Origin of the sequence: Citrobacter sp. Cpo040, assembly GCF_030332915.1 — a bacterium.
Taxonomy (GTDB): Bacteria; Pseudomonadota; Gammaproteobacteria; order Enterobacterales; family Enterobacteriaceae; genus Citrobacter; species Citrobacter portucalensis.
The window spans coordinates 1,530,918-1,552,085 of the sequence record NZ_JAOWGX010000034.1 but is presented as its reverse complement, the minus strand read 5'-3'; the positions used below and the strand labels follow the sequence as shown (position 1 = coordinate 1,552,085).

General features: G+C 51.1%; 21 protein-coding genes and 1 tRNA gene. 13 read left to right on the top strand and 9 right to left on the bottom strand.

Annotated elements, in window-relative coordinates; translation table 11 throughout:
- The first annotated feature begins 3 nt into the window (after nt 1-3).
- On the top strand, nt 4-915 hold the full coding sequence (gene cysM, locus OGX86_RS12200; protein ID WP_048215810.1) for a cysteine synthase CysM: 912 nt from the start codon (nt 4-6) through the stop codon (nt 913-915).
- An 81-nt stretch (nt 916-996) separates the two neighbouring features.
- On the opposite strand, the gene OGX86_RS12195 is transcribed toward cysM, so the two are convergent.
- Together OGX86_RS12195 and ptsJ are read right to left on the bottom strand one after the other, a co-directional pair.
- On the bottom strand, nt 997-1,713 hold the full coding sequence (locus tag OGX86_RS12195; protein WP_286640119.1) for a type 1 glutamine amidotransferase: 717 nt from the start codon (nt 1,711-1,713) through the stop codon (nt 997-999).
- A 13-nt stretch (nt 1,714-1,726) separates the two neighbouring features.
- Entirely contained in the window at nt 1,727-3,019 is a 1,293-nt protein-coding gene (ptsJ, locus tag OGX86_RS12190; protein WP_286640118.1) for a MocR-like B6 salvage transcription factor PtsJ, read from the bottom strand.
- 82 nt (nt 3,020-3,101) lie between these two features.
- Here ptsJ and pdxK point away from each other — a divergent pair, with 82 nt between their 5' ends.
- Together pdxK and OGX86_RS12180 are read left to right on the top strand one after the other, a co-directional pair.
- Complete coding sequence (gene pdxK / locus OGX86_RS12185) at nt 3,102-3,968, top strand: pyridoxine/pyridoxal/pyridoxamine kinase (RefSeq protein ID WP_048224947.1); 867 nt, start codon at nt 3,102-3,104, stop codon at nt 3,966-3,968.
- Entirely contained in the window at nt 3,965-4,204 is a 240-nt protein-coding gene (locus OGX86_RS12180) for a hypothetical protein (RefSeq protein ID WP_008785406.1), read from the top strand. Before pdxK ends, OGX86_RS12180 begins: the two co-directional genes overlap by 4 nt.
- Before the next feature lie 148 nt (nt 4,205-4,352).
- Here the strand turns inward: OGX86_RS12180 and crr are convergent, their stop codons facing one another.
- The 5 genes from crr to cysZ form a co-directional block, all read right to left on the bottom strand.
- Complete coding sequence (crr, locus tag OGX86_RS12175) at nt 4,353-4,862, bottom strand: PTS glucose transporter subunit IIA (protein ID WP_000522253.1); 510 nt, start codon at nt 4,860-4,862, stop codon at nt 4,353-4,355.
- A 40-nt stretch (nt 4,863-4,902) separates the two neighbouring features.
- Nucleotides 4,903-6,630 (bottom strand): phosphoenolpyruvate-protein phosphotransferase PtsI, encoded by a 1,728-nt coding sequence (ptsI, locus tag OGX86_RS12170; protein WP_008785405.1) that lies wholly within the window; start codon nt 6,628-6,630, stop codon nt 4,903-4,905.
- A 45-nt stretch (nt 6,631-6,675) separates the two neighbouring features.
- Nucleotides 6,676-6,933, bottom strand: a complete 258-nt coding sequence (ptsH, locus tag OGX86_RS12165; RefSeq protein WP_002913505.1) for a phosphocarrier protein Hpr — start codon at nt 6,931-6,933, stop codon at nt 6,676-6,678.
- Between the two features lie 383 nt (nt 6,934-7,316).
- On the bottom strand, nt 7,317-8,288 hold the full coding sequence (cysK, locus tag OGX86_RS12160) for a cysteine synthase A (RefSeq protein ID WP_003038091.1): 972 nt from the start codon (nt 8,286-8,288) through the stop codon (nt 7,317-7,319).
- 163 nt (nt 8,289-8,451) lie between these two features.
- Entirely contained in the window at nt 8,452-9,213 is a 762-nt protein-coding gene (gene cysZ, locus OGX86_RS12155) for a sulfate transporter CysZ (RefSeq protein ID WP_122984034.1), read from the bottom strand.
- 230 nt (nt 9,214-9,443) lie between these two features.
- Between cysZ and zipA the strand changes: the two genes are divergently transcribed.
- The 3 genes from zipA (at nt 9,444) to OGX86_RS12140 (ending at nt 12,779) form a co-directional block, all read left to right on the top strand.
- Entirely contained in the window at nt 9,444-10,472 is a 1,029-nt protein-coding gene (gene zipA, locus OGX86_RS12150; RefSeq protein ID WP_286640117.1) for a cell division protein ZipA, read from the top strand.
- A gap of 71 nt (nt 10,473-10,543) precedes the next feature.
- On the top strand, nt 10,544-12,559 hold the full coding sequence (ligA, locus tag OGX86_RS12145; protein ID WP_048224942.1) for an NAD-dependent DNA ligase LigA: 2,016 nt from the start codon (nt 10,544-10,546) through the stop codon (nt 12,557-12,559).
- Nucleotide 12,560: 1 nt separating this feature from the next.
- Nucleotides 12,561-12,779, top strand: a complete 219-nt coding sequence (locus OGX86_RS12140) for a DUF3820 family protein (RefSeq protein WP_048224939.1) — start codon at nt 12,561-12,563, stop codon at nt 12,777-12,779.
- Here the strand turns inward: OGX86_RS12140 and OGX86_RS12135 are convergent.
- Nucleotides 12,776-13,774: a bile acid:sodium symporter family protein gene (locus tag OGX86_RS12135; protein ID WP_003038103.1), complete on the bottom strand. Its 999-nt coding sequence runs from the start codon at nt 13,772-13,774 to the stop codon at nt 12,776-12,778. The two genes, OGX86_RS12140 and OGX86_RS12135, sit on opposite strands and share 4 nt — an antisense overlap.
- Before the next feature lie 89 nt (nt 13,775-13,863).
- On the opposite strand from OGX86_RS12135, the gene OGX86_RS12130 reads away from it, so the two are divergent.
- The 7 genes from OGX86_RS12130 (at nt 13,864) to OGX86_RS12100 (ending at nt 20,737) form a co-directional block, all read left to right on the top strand.
- Nucleotides 13,864-14,790: a LysR family transcriptional regulator gene (locus OGX86_RS12130; RefSeq protein WP_003834913.1), complete on the top strand. Its 927-nt coding sequence runs from the start codon at nt 13,864-13,866 to the stop codon at nt 14,788-14,790.
- A gap of 428 nt (nt 14,791-15,218) precedes the next feature.
- Nucleotides 15,219-16,310, top strand: coding sequence for a YVTN family beta-propeller repeat protein (locus tag OGX86_RS12125; RefSeq protein WP_048224936.1), 1,092 nt, complete (start codon nt 15,219-15,221; stop codon nt 16,308-16,310).
- Nucleotides 16,311-16,387: 77 nt separating this feature from the next.
- Nucleotides 16,388-16,783, top strand: coding sequence for a DUF302 domain-containing protein (locus OGX86_RS12120; RefSeq protein ID WP_048224933.1), 396 nt, complete (start codon nt 16,388-16,390; stop codon nt 16,781-16,783).
- A 229-nt stretch (nt 16,784-17,012) separates the two neighbouring features.
- Nucleotides 17,013-17,282, top strand: coding sequence for a YdgH/BhsA/McbA-like domain containing protein (locus tag OGX86_RS12115; protein ID WP_008785396.1), 270 nt, complete (start codon nt 17,013-17,015; stop codon nt 17,280-17,282).
- A 325-nt stretch (nt 17,283-17,607) separates the two neighbouring features.
- Nucleotides 17,608-18,441: a xanthosine phosphorylase gene (gene xapA / locus OGX86_RS12110; RefSeq protein WP_048224927.1), complete on the top strand. Its 834-nt coding sequence runs from the start codon at nt 17,608-17,610 to the stop codon at nt 18,439-18,441.
- Nucleotides 18,442-18,497: 56 nt separating this feature from the next.
- Nucleotides 18,498-19,754 (top strand): nucleoside permease, encoded by a 1,257-nt coding sequence (locus tag OGX86_RS12105; protein WP_286640116.1) that lies wholly within the window; start codon nt 18,498-18,500, stop codon nt 19,752-19,754.
- 98 nt (nt 19,755-19,852) lie between these two features.
- On the top strand, nt 19,853-20,737 hold the full coding sequence (locus tag OGX86_RS12100) for a LysR family transcriptional regulator (RefSeq protein WP_032944129.1): 885 nt from the start codon (nt 19,853-19,855) through the stop codon (nt 20,735-20,737).
- A gap of 354 nt (nt 20,738-21,091) precedes the next feature.
- On the opposite strand, the gene OGX86_RS12095 is transcribed toward OGX86_RS12100, so the two are convergent.
- Nucleotides 21,092-21,167: transfer RNA gene (locus tag OGX86_RS12095), tRNA-Lys, on the bottom strand.
- Nucleotide 21,168: the final 1 nt, after the last annotated feature.

Sequence of the window (21,168 nt, the reverse complement as noted above, 5' to 3'; positions counted from 1 at the left end):
AACGTGAACACATTAGAAAAAACAATTGGCAATACGCCTCTGGTGAAATTACAACGTCTGGCGCCGGATAACGGTAGTGAAATTTGGGTCAAGCTGGAAGGCAATAATCCCGCAGGTTCGGTGAAAGACCGCGCCGCGTTGTCGATGATCGTCGAAGCGGAAAAGCGCGGAGAAATTAAGCCAGGCGACGTGCTGATTGAGGCTACCAGCGGTAATACCGGAATTGCGCTGGCAATGATCGCCGCGCTGAAGGGCTACCGCATGAAGCTGTTGATGCCAGACAACATGAGTCAGGAGCGCCGTGCGGCGATGCGCGCCTATGGTGCCGAGCTGATTCTGGTCACCAAAGAGCAGGGGATGGAAGGCGCGCGCGATTTAGCTCTTGAAATGGCGCAGCGTGGAGAAGGTAAGCTGCTGGATCAGTTTAATAATCCGGATAACCCGTACGCGCATTACACCACCACCGGACCGGAAATCTGGCAGCAGACGTCAGGTCGTATTACCCACTTTGTCTCCAGTATGGGAACGACAGGCACCATTACCGGTGTGTCGCGTTTTCTGCGTGAGCAAGAAAAAGCGGTCACTATCGTTGGCCTGCAGCCGGAAGAGGGCAGTAGTATTCCGGGAATTCGCCGCTGGCCTGCGGAATATATGCCGGGCATTTTTAACGCCTCGCTGGTGGATGAGGTGCTGGATATTCATCAGAATGATGCCGAAAATACCATGCGTGAACTGGCCGTGCGTGAAGGAATTTTCTGCGGTGTCAGCTCTGGCGGCGCGGTCGCGGGCGCGTTACGCGTTGCACGTGCTACGCCCGGCGCGGTAGTTGTGGCGATCATCTGCGATCGCGGCGATCGCTACCTTTCGACCGGCGTCTTTGGTGAAGAGCACTTTAATCAGGGGCTGGGAATTTAACTTTTTGGCCTGATAAGCGCAGCGCCATCAGGTAACTGCCTGGCACGATGGCCGGATAATGTTTTATCCGGCCAGGGATGATTAATCGTTACGTTTTTCCACCAGCTTATCCAGGAATTGCCACAGCTTCTCATTCATTTGCTGGTAGTCCCAGGCGCGCATCTCTTCAACCGGGCGGATGAAGCGTTTCCCTTCAGCTTCAGCCAACTCTTGCTCTGAGTGCTGAATTAATCCTTCAATCGCGTCAGCAGTGAACTCCATATGGCACTGGAAACCATAGACGACATTACCGTATTGCACGATTTGTCGTGGGCAGCCTTCGCTGGCAGCAAGAATGGTCGCCTGGTCGGTTATTCCTGGCATGTCGTTGTGCCAGTGACCGACGGTAAGCGGTGAGCCGAAATGGCTGAACAGCGGGTGCTGTTGACCGGCTTCGGTCAGAACGATGGGGTAGTGACCAATTTCTTTTTCCGGACTCTGGCACACCTTCGCACCCAGCGCTTCGCCGATTAACTGTGAACCCAGGCAGATCCCCACCACAATTTTACGTGCCGCAATCGCCTGGTTGATCAGATGCTGCTCGGCCTGAGAATCAAAGTACGGGCACTCTGCCAGCGTGGTTCGTGGTGACTGTGGACCGCCAAACACCACCAACATATCGAAACCATCGGCATTGGCGGGAACTGTTTCTCCGGCGTATACGCGTGACCAGGTGATGGTATAGCCGCGTGATTCGGCCCACGGCAGATACGCGCCAGCAGATTCAAAAGACTCATGAATAACAAAATGAACTCGCACTTTTTCTCTCCTGTTAGCGCTTTAGCGCCTGATGAATATCAACCGCCAGCTTATCAATGTCGCTGTCTTCTAATGTTGACAGCGTAATGCGTAAACCGTGTGCAGGCGTATTGACGCCGAACACTTCGCCTTCCCGAACCAGCCAGCCGGACTTTGCCAGCGCAAAAGCGATCGCCTGACTGTGATCTGCCAGCGGTAACCACAGATTCAGACCGTCACCGACGGGCAGTTCAATGCCATGTTGGCGCAGAGCCGTATTCAGCTTTTGCTGCTGGACGGCGTAAAACTGCTGCGTTTGTGCCAGTGTGTGTTGATATGTCTCGTCACTCAGGCACGCGCAGGCTAAATCCTGCAGCAGATGGCTGACCCACTGACTACCGGAGTTGAGCCGTAAACGCAGTTTCCCGGATGTGACGGGATCGCTGGCTACGATGGCCAGGCGTAAATCCGGGCCTAAGGTTTTCGACATCGAACGGACAATCGCCCAATGCGTGGTTTCCTTAGCAATCACCGGATACCAGTGGCAAGCAGATAGCAGCGCAAAGTGGTCGTCGACGATCACCAGAGTCTGCGGATAGCGGGCCAGGATTTCCTGCAATTGCGCCGCGCGTGAGGCGCTCAGGCTGCATCCTGTGGGGTTATGCGCACGCGGTGTCAGAATTACCGCCCGCGCACCTTTCTGTAGCGCGAGTTCCAGTTGGTCCGGCAGCATGCCTTCGTGGTCAACATTGGCCGGACTGGCGGAGAAACCAGCATAACGCAGCATGTTGATGCTGCTCAAAAAGCATGGATCTTCTACGACAACGCTATCACCAGGCAGTAAATGGGCGCACAGTAGCCGTTCGATAGCATCAATGGCGCCGCTGGTGATATCAATTTCCCCTTTGCCGGGCATTGCATTTTGCATCCATTGTGATGCCCATACCTTAAGCCCTGGTGACACAGCGGCATCGCCGTACAAACGCGGATTCTTATTTATCTTTGCGAAATAACTACTCAGGTCAGGAAGCCGCGAGGGCGCTGGATTCCCGCCGGAAAGATCGACAAGCGGGGTATCTGGATTACCACCTTCCAGCGCAACCGGGGCATTAATCCCCTTAATCACCGTGCCGTTGCGTCCCAGGCTCTGCGCCAACCCGGAGGTGACCAGGCGTTTGTAAGCCGCCGCGACAGTATTGCGGTTCACGTTTAATTCCGTTGCCAGTTCCCGCACTGGTGGCAACGTTTCTCCCGCTGCCAGCGTGCCTGTAGCGACATGTTGACGGATACTGTCAAAAATTTCGTTAGCGGTTTTTCCGTCGATCATTATTGACCTATGACAAAATGAATTTTAGCATATGACGATAATAGTGAGGCGTAAGCGCGCTGTCCAGCGAGAGGAGAAATTTATGGAGCAGGGGAGTGATATTCAGTCAGTGCTCTTCGACGATAAGCATCGGGCATTACAGACCGATATTGTCGCCGTCCAGTCACAGGTGGTATATGGCAGCGTAGGCAACAGTATCGCTGTTCCGGCTATTAAAGCGCAGGGATTACGCGTGACGGCAGTACCCACGGTACTGTTCAGTAACACCCCGCATTATGAAACCTTTTATGGCGGCGTTATTCCGGCCGAGTGGTTTAGCGGTTATCTCCGCGCCTTAAATGAGCGTGATGCTCTGCGCGAGCTGAAGGCGGTGACTACAGGATACATGGGCAGCGCAGAGCAAATCGCCTTGCTGGCACAGTGGCTGGAAACCGTTCGGGCAACGCATCCGGACCTGTGCATTTTGGTCGACCCCGTGATTGGCGATACGGATAGCGGCATGTATGTGAAAGCCGAAATCCCGGAAGCTTATCGTCAGTACCTGCTGCCGCTGGCGCAGGGGCTGACGCCGAACGTGTTCGAGCTGCAAATGCTGAGCGGAAAGCCGTGTCGAACGCTTGATGAAGCCATTACGGCGGCACAATCACTGCTCACTGACACCCTGAAATGGGTGGTAATTACCAGCGCGCCGGGGGATACCGAAGAGATTATTAACGTTGCGGTGGTGACGGCTGAAACGGTTGAGGTGTTCGCTTACCCGCGGGTGAAGACGGATTTAAAAGGCACCGGCGATCTGTTCTGTGCTGAACTGGCGAGCGGCATTGTGCTGGGGAAAGCGCTGACGACCGCGACTCACGACGCCGCGCAGCGGGTGCTGGACGTGATGACGTGGACGCACCTGTGCGGTTGTGATGAATTAATTCTGCCACCGGCAGGGGAGGCGCGATGAAGAGTTACCGGCTGGTAGTTCGCCAGAATGGGCGTATGGTTGGACATTTTGACACCAACGGGGCAGCAGCGCTGGAAGATATCTGCGTAGCACGGGCCATGTTTGGTATTGCGGGTGGCTACGACTGTGAATTGTTAGTGGCAGACTCGGAGCGACGGATGCTGGAAAGCGGGCCGGAAGGGATGAAGATTCTGATGCGCGAGGCGTGTTACCGACCGGTCACCTCACAGATTTAATGCCGGATGGCGACGAGAACGTCTTATCCGGCCTACGTTACGGAGTTTGCTGTAGGCCGGATAAGCGTAGCGCCATCCGGCAGGGTTTTGATATCCATCAGATAAAAAAAATGGCGCCTGATGGCGCCATCTTTCTCTGCAAAAAGAATTACTTCTTGATGCGGATAACCGGAGTCTCACCCACTGTCACGCTACCGGACAGTTTGATCAGCTCTTTGATTTCGTCCATGTTGGAGATAACAACCGGAGTCAGGGTAGACTTGGCTTTTTCTTCCAGCAGCGGCAGATCGAATTCAATAACCGGGTCGCCCACTTTCACGCGCTGACCTTCTTCAGCGATGCGTTTGAAGCCTTCGCCTTTCAGTTCAACGGTATCAATACCGAAGTGAACAAACAGCTCAATGCCGCTGTCGGATTCGATAGAGAAAGCGTGGTTGGTTTCAAAGATTTTGCCGATGGTGCCATCAACAGGGGCAACCATTTTGTTACCGGTTGGTTTGATAGCAATGCCATCACCAACGATTTTTTCAGCAAAAACTACATCCGGCACGTCTTCGATGTTGACGATCTCGCCAGAGAGCGGAGCAACGATCTCAATAGTTCCGGTGTCTTTCTTATCATCAGAAACCAGAGATTTCAGTTTATCGAACAAACCCATGATCTTCTCCTAAGCAGTAAATTGGGCCGCATCTCGTGGATTAGCAGATTGTTTTTTCTTCAATGAACTTGTTAACCAGCGTCATTAACTCGTCCGTTGTCGGTTGAGCAAGAGCCTGCTCTGCTAACACCTTCGCATCTTCGAAGTTCGTGTTACGGATAATCTTCTTAATGCGCGGGATAGAAATGGCGCTCATAGAGAATTCGTCCAGACCCATCCCCAGCAACAGAAGTGTAGCACGTTCGTCGCCTGCAAGCTCACCACACATGCCAGTCCATTTGCCTTCAGCATGAGAAGCATCAATAACTTGCTTGATCAGCGTCAGCACAGATGGCGACATCGGTTGGTAAAGGTGTGAAATCATATCATTACCACGGTCAACTGCCAGGGTGTACTGCGTTAAATCATTGGTGCCGATACTAAAGAAATCAACTTCTTTGGCTAAATGACGCGCAATTGTTGCCGCAGCTGGTGTTTCCACCATCACGCCAATCTCAATGCTCTCGTCAAATGCTTTACCTTCGTCGCGCAGTTCCTGTTTGTAGATTTCAATCTCTTTGCGCAGTGCACGCACTTCTTCAACAGAGATGATCATCGGGAACATGATGCGCAGTTTACCGAAAGCGGAGGCGCGCAGGATAGCGCGAACCTGGTCACGCAGGATCTCTTTACGATCCATGGCGATACGCACGGCACGCCAGCCCAGGAACGGGTTCTCTTCTTTCGGGAAGTTCATGTACGGCAGCTCTTTATCGCCGCCGATGTCCATGGTACGGACGATGACCGCCTGAGAGCCACAGGCTTCAGCAACGGCTTTATACGCAGCAAACTGTTCTTCTTCAGTTGGCAGCGACTCACGGTCCATGAACAGGAATTCGGTGCGGTACAGACCCACACCTTCAGCGCCGTTACGCTCGGCGCCTTCAACGTCACGAACGGTACCGATGTTGGCGCAAACTTCAACCTGGTGACCGTCCAGCGTGATAGCCGGCAGATCTTTCAGCTTAGCGAGTTCCGCTTTCTCGGTTGCAACCTGCTCCTGAACGGCACGCAGTTGCTCAATAACGTCGTTGGTCGGATTGACGTAAACCTGATTGTTTACGGCATCCAGAATCAGATAGTCGTCGTTTTTCACCTGAGAGGTTACGCTACCCGTACCTACGATAGCAGGCAGTTCCAGAGAACGCGCCATGATTGAGGTATGGGAAGTACGTCCGCCCGCGTCAGTGATGAAACCCAGCACCTTGTTCAGGTTCAGCTGTGCGGTTTCTGACGGAGTCAGGTCTGCGGCAACCAGGATAACTTCGTCCTGGATAGCGCTTAGGTCAATAATTGCCAGACCCAGAATGTTACGCAGCAGGCGTTTACCGATGTCACGTACGTCAGCCGCACGTTCTTTCAGGTATTCATCATCCAGCTCTTCCAGGGCTGTGGCCTGACCTTCGATAACTTCATGCGCAGCTGCATCAGCCGTCATGTGCTTATCTTTAATCAGGGCTATGATTTCCTGCTCCAGCTCCTCATCTTCGAGCAGCATGATATGCCCTTCAAAGATGGCTTCTTTTTCTTCACCGAACGTTTCACCAGCTTTGGTTTTGATCGCTTCCAGTTGCGCAGATGCCTTGGCACGACCGCTCAGAAAACGTTCAACTTCCTGATCAACCTTGTCGGCAGAAATTTTTTTCCGGTCAATGACGATTTCGTCTTCTTTCAGCAGCAGTGCTTTGCCGAAAGCGATACCCGGGGATGCTAAAATGCCTGAAATCATAACCCTACCTTACTTGTGACTGATATTTAAAAGAACTCGTTGAACTTACTCGAGTTCAGCCATCAGTTTTACCAGATGCTCAACTGCTTTCTGCTCGTCTTCACCTTCTGCGGACAGGGTGACAACGGTACCCTGAGTCAGGCCCAGAGTCTGCAGTTTAAACAGGCTTTTGGCGCTAGCGCTTTTGCCGTTGGAAGTCACAGTAATTTCAGAAGTAAAGCCTTTTGCTTCTTTAACAAACTGAGCAGCAGGGCGAGTATGCAGACCGTTCGGAGCGGTAATGGTAACTTCTTGCTGGAACATTATATTTCCCCAACTTATAGGTTTAGTGTTGTGGAACTAAAGTCTAGCCTGGCGGCTCAACTTTAGCCTGTATTGTTAGCATCGGCGTAAACTGGACGCGACACAAAAGGAGTTCGGTGCAATCCGTTGCTGGCAACTTCTTGCCGCTGACGTTTCGTTCGTCATTAAACATTATGCAGCGAAAGGAAGAGTTGAACCAAATCATAAAATCGATTCAGCTAGCGCTTTTCCTGTAACGATTAATTTCGCGCATCAAAATAATTAGCTTGGTTAAATACCAGTTCCGGCGGGTTGAATCAATGCCAGGAGAGTTGAAACTTTGAAGCAGGCCACAAAAAAGCACCCAAAAGGGTGCTTTTTTACGCGTTTTTAACATGCTGGCACTACTGTTGCAGTTCTTTCTCTGTAAAGAGATCGGCAAACAGTGCAGTGCTCAGATAACGCTCACCCGATGACGGTAGAATAACCACTATATTCTTATTGGTAAAGGTTTCATCTTCCTGGAGCTTAAGCGCGGCAGCAACCGCAGCACCGGAAGAGATCCCAGCCAGAATACCTTCTTCTTCCATCAGACGACGCGCAGTAGAAATAGCTTCATCATTAGTGATGGCAACGACTTTATCGATAAGCTTCAGATCAAGGTTGCCCGGAATAAAGCCTGCGCCAATGCCCTGAATTTTATGCGGGCCTGGTTTGAGTTCTTCACCTGCCAGCGCCTGGGCGATAACCGGGGAGTCGGTAGGTTCAACCGCGACGGTGATCAGATCGGTTTTGCCTTTAGTGCCTTTAATGTAACGGGTCACACCAGTCAACGTACCGCCGGTACCGACGCCGGAAATAAAGACATCAACCTGGCCATCGGTATCTTCCCAGATTTCCGGGCCGGTAGTTTTTTCGTGGATTTCCGGGTTTGCCGGGTTGCTGAACTGCTGCAGCAGCAGGAATTTTTCCGGATCGCTGGCCACAATTTCTTCCGCTTTCTGAATCGCGCCCTTCATACCTTTTGCGCCTTCAGTCAGCACCAGGTTCGCGCCCAACGCTTTTAAGAGCTTGCGGCGCTCAATGCTCATGGTTTCAGGCATGGTCAGAGTCAGTTTGTAGCCGCGAGCTGCGGCAACGTAGGCCAGCGCAATCCCTGTGTTGCCGCTGGTTGGTTCGACCAGCTCTACACCCGGTTTCAGTACACCACGTTTTTCGGCATCCCAAATCATGTTGGCACCGATACGGCATTTGACGCTAAAGCTTGGGTTGCGTGATTCCACCTTCGCCAGAATGCGTCCGTTACCGATACGGTTCAGTCGAACCAGCGGCGTATGACCGATAGTCAGCGAGTTGTCTTCAAAAATCTTACTCATGGCCTGTCCTTAACTGTATGAAATTGGGATACCGCTTCAGCATACCTGTTGAGAAAGTATGGGGAAGTAAGGAATTCGTATATCTATATGCCACCAGGAAATAATGCGTTGCAGTATGGAATAAGAGCGGGCATAAGCCAGCCCGCTTTTACACATTTTTGCATTACTTCCATAACGCGTGCTTAGCACGATAGCAGTCTACCCACATCGCCGTGGCACCACAAACCGCGACCGGCATGATGAACAGATTGAGCACCGGAATCATGGTGAACAGGCTGGTCAATGCGCCAAATTGCATATTGGTGACCTTGCGTGTGCGCAGCGCGACGCGCATCTCCTTAAAAGGCACCTTATGGTTATCAAACGGATAATCGCAGTACTGAATGGCCAGCATCCACGCGCTGAACAGGAACCACAGCACCGGGGCGACGGTCTGACCAATACCCGGAATAAAATAGAGGATCAGCAACACGACGGCGCGCGGGAGATACCATGCCAGCTTTTGCCATTCACGTTTCATGATACGGGGAACATCTTTCATGATGCCGAGAACGCCGGTATCAGGCGGTGTTGCGCCCGTTAAGCGTGCTTCCAGTTGTTCAGCCAGCAGACCGTTAAACGGCGCGGCAATCCAGTTGGCTATGGTGGAAAACAGGTAGCCGAACACCAGTAGTACGGAGATAGTGACAATCGGCCACAGCAAGTAGCTGAGCCACTGAAGCCAGCCAGGGACGTGACTCATCAGCGCGGGGATCCAGCTATCGAGTTGTGTGAATAGCCACCAGAATGCGCCGCCCATCAGCAGGATATTCACCAGCAAAGGCAGGATGACAAAGCGACGAATGCCCGGTTGGGTGATGAGCTTCCATCCCTGTGAAAAGTAATAAAGGCCGCTGCGAGGTACGACTGCAGATGATGAAACCATGGTCAGGACATACTCCTTGTTATATAAGCTCTGGTAAACTTTGCGTATCTTACCGGGTTGTTGAGCGTTAAGCTGTTCAGAAATGTTCGAAAAAACAGCAAAAAGCACAATTTTGTTCATCTTTATGCCGTGAAAGCCAAGAGTGCACTTGCACTTGGCGTAATCGACAAATACTCTTAGTGAGTAAATGTTTGCCGTGGTGGCAAGGTGTTAGAACAACAGAGAATATAATGATGCAGGATTTGCGTCTGATATTAATCATTGTTGGCGCGATCGCCATAATCGCTTTACTGGTACATGGTTTTTGGACTAGCCGTAAAGAGCGGTCTTCTATATTCCGCGATCGCCCACTGAAACGCATGAAGTCTAAACGTGAAGACGAGGATTCGTTCGACGACAACGTCGAGGAAGACGAAGGCGTGGGCGAAGTTCGCGTTCATCGTGTGAATCATGCTCCCGGTAACGCGCAGGAACATGGTGTTCCTCCTCAGTCGCCGCAACACCAGTACCAGCCGCCTTATGCGTCTGCTCAGCCGCGTCAACCCGCGCCGCAGCCTGCACAAGCGCCGGTACCGCCGCCGCATGCTCAGCAGCAGCCGCAGCCTGTACAACCGCAGCAGCCGGTGCAGCATCAGCCTGTTCAGCATCAGCCTGTTCAGCAACAACCTGTGCAGCAGCCGATGCAGCATCAGCCCGTTGCTCCGCAGGTTCAGCAGCCCGTGCAGCAAGCACCGCAACCTGCGCCGCAGGCTTTCCAGCCCGCAGAGCCTGCCGTTGAACATCAACCGCAGCCTGAGCCGGTAGTTGAAGAAGCGCCTGTTGCTGAAAAACCGCAGCGTAAAGAAGCGGTCATTATTATGAACGTTGCGGCGCATCACGGTAGTGAGCTCAACGGTGAAGTGCTGCTCAACAGCATTCAGCAAGCCGGTTTTAAATTTGGCGATATGAATATTTTCCATCGTCATTTGAGCCCGGATGGCAGCGGTCCTTCGCTGTTCAGCCTTGCCAATATGGTTAACCCAGGAACGTTTGACCCCGAAATGACGGGTGATTTCAGCACCCCTGGCGTGACTATTTTTATGCAGGTTCCGTCCTACGGTGACGAGCTGCAAAACTTTAAGCTGATGCTGCAGTCCGCACAGCACATTGCCGATGAAGTGGGTGGTGTGGTGCTCGACGATCAACGTCGCATGATGACGCCGCAGAAACTGCGCGAGTATCAGGACCGCATCCGCGAAGTTAAAGAATCTCGCGCCTGATTTTCCTCTGGCGTGACATCTCCTTGCTAAACCCCCGCCTGTCGGGGGTTTTTTATCATTGATGGTGCGATATGGAATCAATCGAACAACAACTGACAGAACTGCGAACCACGCTTCGCCATCATGAGTATCTCTACCATGTGATGGATGCGCCGGAAATTCCCGATGCGGAATATGATCGCCTGATGCGTGAACTGCGCGAGCTGGAAGCGCAGCATCCGGAACTTATCACCCCCGACTCGCCAACCCAGCGTGTTGGCGCCGCCCCGTTAGCAGCGTTCAGCCAGATTCGCCATGAAGTGCCAATGCTGTCGCTGGATAACGTGTTTGATGAAGAGAGTTTTCTCGCCTTCAACAAGCGCGTGCAGGACAGACTGAAGAGTACGGACAAACTAACCTGGTGCTGCGAACTGAAGCTGGACGGGCTGGCGGTCAGTATCCTGTATGAAAACGGTGTGCTGGTTAGTGCCGCAACGCGTGGTGATGGTACCACGGGGGAGGACATTACCTCGAACGTGCGCACCATCCGTGCGATCCCATTAAAACTGCGAGGCGATAACATTCCGACGCGTCTGGAAGTGCGTGGTGAAGTGTTCCTGCCGCAGGCCGGATTTGAAAAAATTAACGAAGAGGCCCGCCGTACTGGCAACAAAGTGTTTGCTAACCCACGTAACGCAGCGGCCGGGTCATTACGTCAGCTTGATCCACGTATCACAGCGAAGCGACCGCTTACTTTCTTCTGCTATGGCGTTGGTGTGCTGGAAGGTGGTGTGTTGCCTGATACCCACCTGGGCCGTCTGCTGCAATTTAAAGAGTGGGGATTGCCGGTGAGCGACAGAGTTAAGCTTTGCGACTCTCCGGAGGAAGTACTCGCTTACTATCACAAGGTTGAAGAAGACCGACCGATGTTGGGCTTCGATATTGACGGTGTGGTGATTAAAGTCAACTCTATGGCGTTGCAGGAGCAACTGGGTTTTGTCGCGCGCGCGCCGCGCTGGGCGGTGGCCTTTAAGTTTCCGGCGCAGGAGCAGATGACCTTTGTTCGCGATGTTGAGTTTCAGGTCGGACGTACCGGGGCGATTACGCCCGTCGCTCGTCTTGAGCCGGTTCAGGTTGCCGGGGTTCTGGTCAGTAACGCCACTCTGCATAATGCCGATGAAATCGATCGTCTGGGGTTGCGTATTGGCGATAAAGTCGTTATTCGCCGGGCGGGCGATGTGATCCCGCAGGTCGTCAATGTGGTGCTTTCCGAGCGCCCGGACGATACGCGTGAAATTGTGTTTCCACAGCATTGTCCGGTGTGCGGGTCTGATGTTGAACGTGTGGAAGGCGAAGCGGTCGCTCGCTGTACCGGTGGTTTAATCTGCGGGGCGCAGCGTAAGGAATCGCTGAAACACTTCGTTTCTCGCCGCGCGCTCGATGTTGACGGTATGGGCGACAAAATTATCGATCAACTGGTCGAGAAAGAGTATGTCCATACGCCAGCAGATCTCTTCACCCTGACGGCAGGCAAGCTGACCGGACTCGATCGTATGGGGCCGAAATCGGCGCAAAACGTGGTGAATGCGCTGGAAAAAGCGAAAGAAACGACGTTTGCCCGTTTCCTCTACGCGCTGGGCATTCGTGAAGTCGGCGAGGCCACAGCCGCAGGTCTGGCGGCGTATTTCGGCACGCTTGAAGCGCTGGAAGCGGCTTCCATTGAAGAGCTGCAAAAAGTGCCGGATGTCGGCATTGTGGTAGCGACCCACGTGTTTAATTTCTTTGCTGAAGAGAGCAACCGCGAGGTGATAGGCCAGTTACTGGCGCAGGGCATTCACTGGCCTGCGCCGGTGGTCATCAACGCTGACGAAATCGACAGCCCCTTCGCGGGCAAAACGGTGGTGCTGACCGGAAGCCTGAGCCTGATGTCGCGTGATGACGCCAAAGCACGGTTGACCGAACTGGGCGCGAAAGTAGCCGGTAGCGTGTCGAAGAAAACCGATCTGGTTATTGCCGGCGAAGCGGCGGGTTCGAAACTGGCAAAAGCGCAGGAACTGGGTATTGCCGTGATCGATGAAGCTGAAATGATCCGCTTACTGGGTGCCTGAAATGGAAAAAGAGCAGCTGGTTGAAATCGCCAATTCCGTGATGCCCTTTGGCAAATATAAAGGGCGTCGGCTGATTGATGTCCCGGAAGAGTATCTGCTGTGGTTTGCCCGTAAAGATGAATTCCCGCCGGGAAAGCTGGGCGAGCTGATGCAAATCACGCTGCTGATTAAAACTGAAGGGCTGACGCAACTGGTGCAGCCCCTGAAACGCCCTCTCTAAGCCTTTGCGGCGCGGCTTTTCTGCTGCGCCTGCAATGCGTCTGTTTGTTGCTTGTAGCGACGTGCCAGCACGGCACACACCATCAGCTGAATTTGATGGAAGATCATCAACGGCAGCACCATCATTCCTATCACTGACGTCGGGAACAGAATATTTGCCATTGGGATCCCATTCGCCAGGCTCTTTTTCGATCCGCAAAAGACAATGGTGATCTCATCGGCTTTGTTGAAGCCGCATTTCCGCGCAACAAAGACGTTGATGCCAATCACGATTGCCAGCAATACGATGCTGACCACCACGATAAACAACAGCGAACCAATCCCCACTTTGTGCCAGATCCCGTTAACCACGGCTTCACTGAAGGCGGAGTACACCACCAGCAAGATGGAGGATTGGTCCGTTTTGGCGATCCATTTTTTATGTCGGGACACCCAGTTACCAATCCACGGACGTGAAAGATGTCCCAGTACGAACGGCAGCAGCAGCTGCAGCATGATTTTCCCCACCTGCTCCAGACTGCCTTCTGCGCCATGCATATTCATTACCAGGCCAACCAGTAACGGCGAGAGAAAAATACCCAGCAGGCTGGAGGCCGAAGCGGAACACACGGCGGCAGCAACGTTACCCCCCGCCAGCGACGTAAAAGCGATTGCCGACTGCACCGTGGCCGGCAAAATACACAAGTACAGGAAACCGGTGTACAGCATCGGGTCAACATTTACCGGTGCCCACCAGGCGAACAGAACGCCCAGCACCGGGAAAACAACAAACGTGCTGCACATCACCCACAGATGTAAACGCCAGTGACTACCGCCGGCAATAATGGCTTCACGCGAAAGCTTCGCCCCGTGCATAAAAAACAGTAGGGCAATGGCAGCGGTGGTTAAGCCTTCAAAGAAAGGTACAAAGCCACCTTCGGCCGGGAAAAAGGACGCCAGTAAAACGACCGTAATCAACGTTATCGTGAACGGATCAAGGATACGAAAAAGTTTCATAAAAGCTCCTGAAATTCGGTAGGAACATTTTGCGTTTTTCTGTTTGAGAAATAAAATTGATTTATTGCATCCATATATGAATCGAATAGATGAATTACTCTCTGCGTCAGCTCCGTATCTTTGTTACCGTCGCTCAGGCCAAAAGCTTTAGCCGGGCGGGGGATATCATTGGCTTAAGCCAGTCTGCGGTCAGCCACAGCGTTAAAGAGCTGGAAGGGCAGACGGGTGTGCGGTTGTTAGATAGAACAACGCGGGAAGTAGTGCTGACGGAAGCAGGGCACCAGTTGGCGGCGCGGCTGGAACGTATTCTGGATGAACTGCACAGCACGCTGCGTGAAGCAGGCCAGGTGGGAACGCAGTTAACCGGAACGGTGCGCGTTGCCGCCAGCCAGACAATATCTGCTCACCTTATTCCACAGTGTATTGCCCAGAGTAATCAGCTTTATCCAGCAATCGATTTTGTGCTGCACGACAGGCCGCAACAGTGGGTGCTGGAGAGTATTCGTCAGGGCGAGGTAGATTTTGGCATTGTGATAGATCCAGGTGCTGTGACCGATCTGCAGTGTGAAGCGGTGTTATCCGAACCATTCCTGCTGTTGTGTCGAGAGGATCATCCGCTAGCCCAACGCGAATGGGTAAATTGGCAGGATTTATATCATGAGCGCCTGGTATTACAGGATTACGCTTCCGGCAGTCGACCGTTGATCGATGCGGCGCTGGCTCACTTTTCCATTGAGGCCAATATCGTTCAGGAGATAGGTCACCCTGCCACGCTTTTCCCGATGGTTGAGGCGGGGATTGGTATCAGCGTGCTGCCTGCGCTGGCGCTTCCTCTGCCACAGGGCAGCCATTTGCAGGTTAAACGCCTGACGCCGGTTGTGGAACGACAATTGATGCTGGCACGACGTAAAAATCGTTCTTTATCGACTGCGGCTCAGGCGCTGTGGGACGTAGTACGGATGCAGGCCAGTGAATTAACCGCCGGTCGGGCACGGGATCCTTTGTACCAGCTTTAACGATATGGCTGGTGTTTGTCATGTCGTTAAGTTTGGCTTTCAGTATCGATGAACTGATCGTTAACTTTTATATTTTTACCCGGCACCGGACTACCTCTTTATATTTATAAATTCTCCTGCGATATTCTTAGGCAATTGCTCAGCTTGCGGATTTGTAAGACTATTTTAAATTATTACTTTTTTTCTTGACCTTCCACTTGCTGGAAGGTTGATACTCTTTATACGCAAGTACGGATAGCAGTAGCTAATACAATGATGTATGGCGATTGATTAATGAAATGACTAAGCAATTTATACAGTAACTCGTTATAGGTAGAATTAACACGATCCCGATGGAGTAATATTAGTGATATGTTAAATAATCCTACAATAGCTGGTTGCTGAAACTAATCCGGTAAATATATTTAACTAATGGGGTATTGGCGGCGATGATAAGCAAAAATAAAATTTTAATTGCAATGCAAATTAGTATGCTGGCATGGTCTGGTTATACGTTTGCAGCAGACAGAGTGTATGTAGCAAATGAAGGTGCAGATTCAGTTAATGTACTTGATGCTGTGTCTTTAAAGACTGTAGATAAAGTACATGTTGGTAAAATGCCGCATAACGTTCAGGTGTCACCAGACAATAAAACAGTTTGGGTAACCAACCTTGGTGCTAACGGGACACATTCATCAGGCTCTGAACATATGGATATGAGTAAAGATACCCATTCTGAGAAGATGGACATGGGCAAAGATTCTCATGCAGGCAAAAAGGAACATGGCGAAGTTTGGGTTATTAATGCCGAGAATGATACAGTTATTGCAAAACTTCAGGTTGGCGCACACCCTGCGCATGTTGTCGTCACCCCTGATGGGAAAATGGCGTATATCTCAAATAGTGCAGATAACACCATCAGCGTGATTGATGCAGAGCATTTGAAAAATCTAACGACAATTAATGTAGGTAAGTTCCCTCATGGCCTCAGAGTGAGTCCTGACGGTAAAGAAGTTTATATCGCGAATATGAAAGGGGGCTCGGTATCCGTTGTTGATACAGCCAGTAATAAAGAAGTCGCGCAGATCCCATTAGGTAAAATGCCAGCCCAGGTAGGTTTCTCACCGGACGGAAAACTGGTGTTTGTTTCCCTGTCTGGTGAAGACGCTGTAGCGGTGATTGATACAGCAACGCGTAAAGTTGTGAAGAAAATTAATGTCGGTACCGTACCAATCCAGCTGTTTGGCACTCCGGATGGTAAAAGCATGCTGGTAACCAATCAGGGCTCGAAGAGCAAGCCGGGTAACACAATAAACATGATTGATATCGCAAGCCTTACGGTAGCGAAAACTATCACCACTGGCAATGGGGCCCATGGCGTGGTTGTCGATAAAAATGGCAAATATGCTTACGTAACTAACTCATTTGCAAACTCTGTCTCGATGATTGACATTAATGAGCGTAAGGTAGTGAACACGCTCCCGGTAGACAACAACCCAAATGGTATTAGCTGGGGCTCTGTTGACGTGACGCCTAAATAATTGTGCTAGCATTTATCAATACCCGTCATTTGCTGGCGGGTATTTTCATAAATATTCTATAAATAAAGGAACGACAGATGAGAAAGCCGGAGCGGACAAAAACGCTGCCTAGTAAGTTCAATTTTGATGATACTGTAAACAGACTCGTCAGCGTATTGAATGCTAAAAATATTCGTATTTTTGTGCAGGTTGATCAACAGCAAGCGGCAACGGATGTAGGTCTTGCTCTGCGACCGACGATGTTATTTCTGTTTGGTAACCCAAAGGGTGGTACTCCTGCCATGCAAGCAAATCCTCATGCGGCAATAGAGCTACCCCTACGGGTGGTTATTTGGCAGGATGATAATGGTGATACCCATATAGATTATCAGGATGCAAGTACTGTTCTGGAGATTGATTATGGTGTTGCACATAATATTGTTGCTCCAGTTAGCATCCTGGCAACCCTTCTTAACGAAGTGGCAGGTAATTAATTGCAAGTAACACTAAATGCCTCGTGGGTATTTAGTGTTATTTTCTGCGTTTATTATGCAAGTATTTAACCCGCTATAATAAACCTATTGAACAATACATTTGATGTTCATTACTCTTCAATATTTGTCGATTCGTCTATTTTATAAATAGAAGGATTTTTGTTTGCAATATTATGTGAAGAGTATATCTTGACGCTCAAATATTAATATGTAAGTTATGAGGATAGTTATGAAAAAGACATTAGTCACATCATTGGCCGCTTCTTTGTGTTTTCTCAGTCTGTCTGCCTTTGCTGCTACAGAAATCTCGCAACAAGAAGCCAATAGTTTAAAGCATGTCAAGTCAATCACCGTAACGGAAAATACGGTGAATCAATGTATGCACAAAATTTCGAAAATGGCAGATAAAGAAGGTGCTGATTTCTTTGTTATTAAGAACTTCTCTTCTATAGGCAATGGTTCTCAGGCTGTAGTGACCAGCGAACTCTATAAGAAGTAAACAGCAGTTTCCCCCATTTAAAATATTGATTAGCGAAAGTACGTTGTTGTACCTGCTTTCGCTTATTAATAATCAACAAATGTTTGTCAGTCATTCTCAGGGCGGGTTTTGTCAGCCCACTCGTCTGACGAATTCCAGATATGTTGGTACTCCTTGCCATTTCTGGCAGAAAAAAAATGTGAGTTCAGGCCGATTTAGCACATGCCATCTATACCGATTTACTATCGGTTATCGGGATAAACGGTATTGGTAATCGATTGCGTAGTCTCGCTATAACAATGCGGTACGCTACGTTATTTCGATTACTCAGTATTAAGGACATCTCATGAGCCACTCTCTTTTCTCGCAAAATCCCTGGTATAGCGCTGATATCATTCGTGGTTACAAACCGGATTTTACGCCGCGCGTAGCCTTTATCCTCGGCTCCGGCCTGGGGGCGTTGGCGGATCAAATTGAGGATGCGGCTGCCATCTCTTACGAGAAACTACCAGGGTTCCCGGTGAGTACCGTACACGGCCATGCTGGTGAACTGGTGTTGGGAAATCTGGCGGGAATTCCGGTGGCCTGTATGAAAGGACGTGGACATTTCTATGAAGGTCGCGGTATGACGGTGATGACGGATGCCATTCGTACGCTGAAACTGCTGGGCTGTGAGCTGCTGTTTTGCACCAATGCCGCAGGCTCTTTGCGTCCCGAAGTCGGACCGGGTAGCCTCGTTGCGCTTAGCGATCACATCAATACGATGCCGGGTACGCCGATGGTAGGGCCAAACGATGAGCGTTTTGGTGAGCGATTCTTTTCACTGGCGAATGCCTATGATGCTGACTACCGTGCGATCCTGCAAACTGTTGCCGCTGAGGAAGGATTCCCGCTGAGTGAAGGGGTTTTTGTCTCTTATCCGGGGCCGAACTTTGAAACCGCGGCAGAAATCCGCATGATGCAAATTATCGGTGGCGACGTGGTGGGGATGTCGGTGGTGCCTGAAGTTATCTCTGCGCGCCACTGCGGTTTGAAAGTGGTTGCGGTGGCGGCCATCACCAACCTGGCGGAAGGTCTGGGTGATGTTAAATTATCTCACGCGCAGACGCTGGCTGCGGCGGAACTCTCCCGGCAGAATTTCATCAATTTGATCTGCGGATTCTTGCGCAAACTGGCCTGAATAACTAAAAAATGACCCCGCTTGCGGGGTCTTACTTTATGGCAAGGAACGGAAAAATGGGTATCGCATCTCGCTTAAAGCTCATGTCGTTTTTGCAATATTTCATCTGGGGAAGCTGGTTGGTAACCCTGGGTTCCTACATGATTAATACCCTGGATTTTACCGGCGCGAATGTGGGTATGGTCTACAGTTCGAAAGGGCTGGCGGCGATTATCATGCCGGGCATTATGGGCATCATTGCCGATAAATGGCTACGCGCCGATCGCGCCTATATGCTTTGTCATCTGGTGTGTGCGGGCGTGTTGCTATATGCCACAACCGTTACCGATCCGCAGACTATGTTTTGGGTGATGCTGGTTAACGCAATGGCGTATATGCCGACGATTGCGTTATCGAATAGCGTCTCATACTCGTGCCTGGCACAATCGGGTCAGGATCCGGTCACCGCGTTCCCGCCAATTCGTGTGTTTGGCACCATTGGGTTTATTGTGGCGATGTGGACGGTGAGCCTGATGAGACTGGAGCTGAGCAGTGCGCAACTGTATATCGCTTCTGGCGCATCGTTATTGCTGGCTCTGTATGCGTTGACGTTGCCGAAAATCCCGGTTGCTGAGAAGAAAGCAAACACCACGCTTGCCAGCAAGCTCGGTCTGGACGCCTTTGTTCTGTTTAAAAAACCGCAGATGGCAATCTTCTTTTTGTTTGCGATGATGCTGGGGGCGGTGTTGCAAATCACCAACGTCTTTGGCAATCCGTTCCTGCATGATTTTGCCCGTAATCCTGAGTTTGCCGACAGCTTTGTGGTGAAGTACCCCTCCATATTGCTTTCCGTTTCACAGATGGCGGAGGTGGGCTTTATTCTCACTATTCCGTACTTCCTTAAACGCTTTGGCATTAAAACGGTGATGCTGATGAGCATGCTGGCATGGACGCTGCGCTTTGGCTTCTTTGCCTTTGGCGATCCGTCGCCGTTTGGTTTTGTGCTGCTGCTGATGTCGATGATCGTCTACGGCTGTGCGTTTGATTTCTTCAATATCTCGGGATCGGTATTTGTCGAGCAGGAGGTTAGCTCTAACATTCGCGCCAGCGCGCAGGGGCTATTTATGACGATGGTCAACGGCGTGGGCGCTTGGGTGGGTTCAATCCTGAGCGGGATGGCGGTAGATTACTTCTCTGTCGATGGCGTTAAGGATTGGCAAACCATCTGGCTGGTGTTTGCCGCGTATGCGTTAGCACTTGCGGTTATCTTTGCATTGTTCTTTAAGTACAGGCATGAGCCTGAACGACTGGCACAGAAATCATCGGCACATTAACACTCCATTGGCGGCGGGTTCTGATACCCGCCGTTTCATTATCTGCGAGGCAATGTGGTAACTTTGCGCATTATCCTTATTTCAGGAGCGCATTATCCATGGAACGCACGCACCGTATCGATCTGAAGTTACTGCGTTATTTTCTTGCTGTCGCAGAAGAACTGCATTTTGGACGCGCTGCTGCTCGCCTGAATATGTCGCAACCGCCGCTCAGTACCCATATTAAAGAGCTGGAGCAACAGCTCGGCACTTTGCTATTTATCCGTCATTCTCGCAGCGTGGCGTTAACTCACGCGGGAAAGATATTGATGGAAGAGTCGCGCCGACTGTTATCCAGTGCCAATCAGGCGCTGGCGAGAGTGGAGCAAATTGGTCGTGGTGAGGCAGGGCGAATTGAGCTTGGCGTTATCGGTACAGCGATGTGGGGAAAAATGCGTCCGGTGATGCGGCGTTTTATGAAGGATAATCCCAATGTTGAGGTGCTGTTTCGCGAGAACATGCCCGCGATGCAGATGACGATGCTGGAACGGCGTGAACTGGATGCAGGAATTTGGCGGATGGCTACGGAGCTTTCTCCCGGGTTTACCAGTTTGCGTTTGCATGAGTCCTCTTTTCTGGTTGCCATGCCGGAAGAACATCCTCTTACTGCCTGTGAGTCCATACCGCTGGAGGCGCTGAGAAATGAATATTTTGTCACAATGCCTTCCATTCATACTGACTGGGCATTTTTGCAGCGAGTTTGCCTGAGTGCTGGATTTTCCCCGATGATTATTCGTGAGGTGAGGGAGCCGCAAACGGTGCTGGCGATGATCAGCATGGGGATTGGTATTACGTTAATTGCTGACAGCTATGCGCAGATGAGTTGGCCTGGTGTGGTATTTCGACCGTTAGAGGAACGTATTCCGGCGGATTTGTATATTGTGTATGACCAACTGCAGGCGACACCCGCGCTGGAGAAACTGGTAGCGGCATTGACGATGTGATGTCTGTGCCGGATGGCGACTGACGTCTTATCCGGCCTACGTGTGTAGTGTTGTCTGTGCCGGATGGCGACTGACGTCTTATCCGGCCTACGTGTGCGGTATTGTCTGTGCCGGATGGCGACTGACGTCTTATCCGGCCTACGTGTGTAGTGCTGTCTGTGCCGGATGGCGACTAACGTCTTATCCGGCCTACGTGTGTAGTGTTGTCTGTGCCGGATAGCGACTAACGTCTTATCCGGCCTACGCGTGCGGTATTGTCTGTAGGCCTGATAAGCGTAGCGCATCAGGCGATGCAGGTTCGAATCTTATAAATCGCAGATAGCAAAAAGGCGCCTTTAGGGCGCCTTTTTACATTGGTGGGTCGTGCAGGATTCGAACCTGCGACCAATTGATTAAAAGTCAACTGCTCTACCAACTGAGCTAACGACCCG